General features: G+C 69.4%; 5 protein-coding genes. 4 read left to right on the top strand and 1 reads right to left on the bottom strand.

What is annotated here, in order from left to right; all coding sequences use genetic code 11:
- The 3 genes from AC1DOC_RS25995 to AC1DOC_RS25985 all read left to right on the top strand — a co-directional run.
- A partial coding sequence (locus AC1DOC_RS25995) for a tripartite tricarboxylate transporter substrate-binding protein (RefSeq protein ID WP_478130777.1) occupies nucleotides 1-300 on the top strand: 300 nt, incomplete at its 5' end.
- A gap of 12 nt (nucleotides 301-312) precedes the next feature.
- The gene (locus tag AC1DOC_RS25990; RefSeq protein ID WP_412512072.1) at nucleotides 313-1,185 is read left to right on the top strand and encodes an N-formylglutamate amidohydrolase; all 873 of its coding nucleotides are present in this window, start codon (nucleotides 313-315) and stop codon (nucleotides 1,183-1,185) included.
- A 109-nt stretch (nucleotides 1,186-1,294) separates the two neighbouring features.
- Nucleotides 1,295-1,477, top strand: coding sequence for a hypothetical protein (locus AC1DOC_RS25985; RefSeq protein ID WP_018903485.1), 183 nt, complete (start codon nucleotides 1,295-1,297; stop codon nucleotides 1,475-1,477).
- Nucleotides 1,478-1,490: 13 nt separating this feature from the next.
- On the opposite strand, the gene AC1DOC_RS25980 is transcribed toward AC1DOC_RS25985, so the two are convergent.
- A complete protein-coding gene (locus tag AC1DOC_RS25980; protein ID WP_018903484.1) occupies nucleotides 1,491-2,378 on the bottom strand; it encodes a gamma-glutamyl-gamma-aminobutyrate hydrolase family protein in 888 nt (295 codons plus the stop codon).
- 128 nt (nucleotides 2,379-2,506) lie between these two features.
- Here AC1DOC_RS25980 and AC1DOC_RS25975 point away from each other — a divergent pair.
- Nucleotides 2,507-3,201 (top strand): sugar phosphate isomerase/epimerase family protein (locus AC1DOC_RS25975; RefSeq protein ID WP_478130776.1); only part of this gene is annotated, 695 nt, incomplete at its 3' end.

Here is a 3,201-nt window from a genome sequence, read left to right as displayed (position 1 = left end):
TGGAGCAGCCGGCTCGACGTGCTGCCCGAAGTGCCGACCTACCGCGAGCTCGGCTACCCGGCCAACAACGATCCGTCGTGGTTCGGACTCGTGGCGCCCGCCGGCACGCCGGCCGACATCGCGCTGCGCATGCAGCAGGCGGTGGCCACGGCGCTGAAGGACAGCACGGTGCGCGAGCGCCTGGCGCTGCAGGGGCTGTACGCCTCGGGCACCACGCCGGCCGAATTTGCCAAGCAGATCGACAGCGAGATCGAGAAGATGAAAAAAGTCGCCGCCTTCGCGCGCATCCGATTGGACTGATCTCGCCTGCCTATGCATCCTGTCCTGAAACTGATCCAAACCCGCGCCCAGGTGACCAGCGTTGCCGGGCACACGCCGCTGGTGCTCGATTCGCCGCACAGCGGCACCGTCTACCCCGAGGACTTCCGGCCCGCCTGCGACCTGGCCACGCTGCGCCGGGCCGAGGACACGCACGTCGAGAAGCTCTATGCCTTTGCGCCCGAAATGGGCGCGGCATGGATCGAGGCGCACTTTCCGCGCAGCTACCTGGACGCCAACCGCGACACCACCGAGCTGGACACCGCGCTGCTCGACGGCCCGTGGACCGGGCCCCTGTCGGCCGACCCGCGCGTGCTGGCCAAGGTGCGGCTCGGCAAGGGCCTGGTCTGGAAGCTCACCGACGAGGGCCTGCCGATCTACGACCGGCTGCTCACTGTGGACGAGGTCCGCGCGCGCATCGACAACTGCTGGCGGCCCTACCACGCGGCGGTGGCCGAGGCCATCGACGCGGCGCATGCGCGGCACGGCTACAGCATCCACATCAACTGCCACTCGATGCCGGCGGTGGCGGGCAGCCATGCCACCGATTTTCCGGGCCTCGTGCATGCGGACTTCGTGATCGGCGACCGCGACGGCAGCACCGCCGACCCGGCGCTGTCGCAAAGGATCTGCGCGCACCTGCGCGCGCGCGGCTACAGCGTGGACTACAACCATCCCTACAAGGGCGTGGAACTGGTGCGCCGGCATGGCCGGCCGGCCGGGCACCGGCACAGCATCCAGGTGGAGGTCAACCGCAAGCTCTACATGGACGAGGCCACGCTGGCGCTCGACGAGGCCGGCGCGGCGCGGCTGCGGCAGGACCTGCAGTCGATGGTGGCGATGCTGCTGGCCACCGATCCGCGCTGACCGACAACAACAACAACAACCCTGCCGCCGGCGCGTGTGTTGCGGCAGGGCGCGAAGGCGCGCGGCCTATAGTGGCCGCAAGTCTTTTCATCTTCGCCTGGAGCTTGACGTGAAGCCATTCCTTGCAGCTGTTCTTGCCATCGCGATGGGCGCCCTGGCGGCGGGCTGTGCCGGCACGGGCTCGGCCGGCAGCGGCGACCGCGCCGCCGCGTCGTCGGGCAGCGGCGTGACGGTGTTCGGCACCATCGACGCGGGCGTCAGCGGCAGCACGAACCGTTCCGAGCGGCGCTAAGCCGGCCGGGGCGTCAGCGCCGCAGCAGCGCCTGGCGCAGCACCCGCGCCGCGCGGTCGCGGATGCGGCCGTGCCCGGCATCCGGCAGGGTGCGCGGCGCCACCTTCGCGGTGGCGCAGGCCCAGAGAAAGTCGTGCAGGATGGGCGTGTCGTCGACCGTCTCGGTGCTGCCGTATTTGTGGAATTCAGGGTGCCACTGCGTGGCGGCGATGTAGCTGCGGCCCCTGTCGGCGCGGCGGCGGATGGCCTCGGGCACGCGGTCGGGCAGGCTCCAGGCCTCGATCTCGAAACCCGGCGCGAGGTCTTTCACGCCCTGGTGGTGGATGCTGTTGACCTTGGCGGTCTTGACCTCGGGGTAGAGCTTGGCCAGGCGCGTGCCCTCGACGATCTCGATCTGGTGGAAGTTCTGGTCGTAGGTCACCGGGTCGCGGTGCCGCACGGCTTCGGGATGCTCGTGCTGCGCCTCGATGTCCTGGTAGAGCGTGCCGCCGAAGGCCACGTTGATCAGCTGCAGCCCGCGGCAGACGCCGAAGATGGGCTTGCCGGCCTGCTCGAAGGCCTCGACCAGCGCCAGGTCGTACAGGTCGCGGATGCGGTCGCCCACCCAGGCGTCCTTGAGCGGCACCTCGCCGTAGCTGCCGGGCCAGACGTCGGCGCCGCCGTGCATCACCACGCCGTCGAGCCATTCGGCATAGTGCGAGAGCTTGGTGTCGCCGCGCGCGGTTTCGCCCGTGGGGCAGGGCACCATCACCACCATGGCACCGGCCGACATGAGCCAGTGCGCAATGGACTGCTCGACGTACTGCAGCGTCTTGTTGGTGAAGAGCGAACGCGCCGGATCGGCGTGGGAAAAGCAGGCGGACAAGCCGATCTTCAGCCGGGCGGAAACGGGTTGCGGCATCGCGGGACGAGCAGGGCGTGCTGTGCGAAAAGGAAAGTCCATTGTGGCGCTTTGGCCTCTCGCACGGGGTCGGACGACACGCCAAAGTATGCTTTCAACGCCGCCACGACCAAGAAGGAAGACAAGCCATGAAAACGATCAAGGGCCCGGCCATATTCCTGGCCCAGTTCGCCGGGGACGAAGCCCCGTTCAACTCGCTCGACGCCATTGCCGGCTGGGCCGCCGGGCTGGGCTACAAGGGCGTGCAGATCCCGAGCTGGGACGCGCGCCTGTTCGACCTGAAGAAGGCCGCCGAGAGCAGGACCTACTGCGACGAGGTCAAGGGCACGCTGGCCGCGCACGGCCTGGAGATCACCGAGCTGTCGACCCACCTCCAGGGCCAGCTGGTCGCGGTGCACCCGGCCTACGACGCGGGCTTCGACGGCTTCGCGGCGCCCGAGGTGCGCGGCGATCCGGTGCGGCGCCAGCAGTGGGCGGTGGAGCAGCTGCACTTCGCCGCGAAGGCCTCGGCCAACCTGGGGCTCACGGCGCATGCCACCTTCTCGGGCGCGCTCGCCTGGCCGTACCTCTATTCGTGGCCGCCGCGCCCGCCGGGACTCATCGAGGAGGCCTTCGACGAGCTCGCGCGCCGCTGGCGCCCGATCCTCGATGCCTTCGACGCGGCGGGCGTGGACGTGGGCTACGAGATCCACCCGGGCGAAGACCTGCACGACGGCGTGAGCTACGAGATGTTCCTGGAGCGCGTGGACAACCACCCGCGCGCCTGCCTCCTGTACGACCCGAGCCATTTCATGCTGCAGCAGCTCGACTACCTGGCCTACAT

Source organism: Variovorax sp. 01T439_2, assembly GCF_056398445.1.
This window is presented reverse-complemented; position numbering and strand designations above follow the sequence as displayed.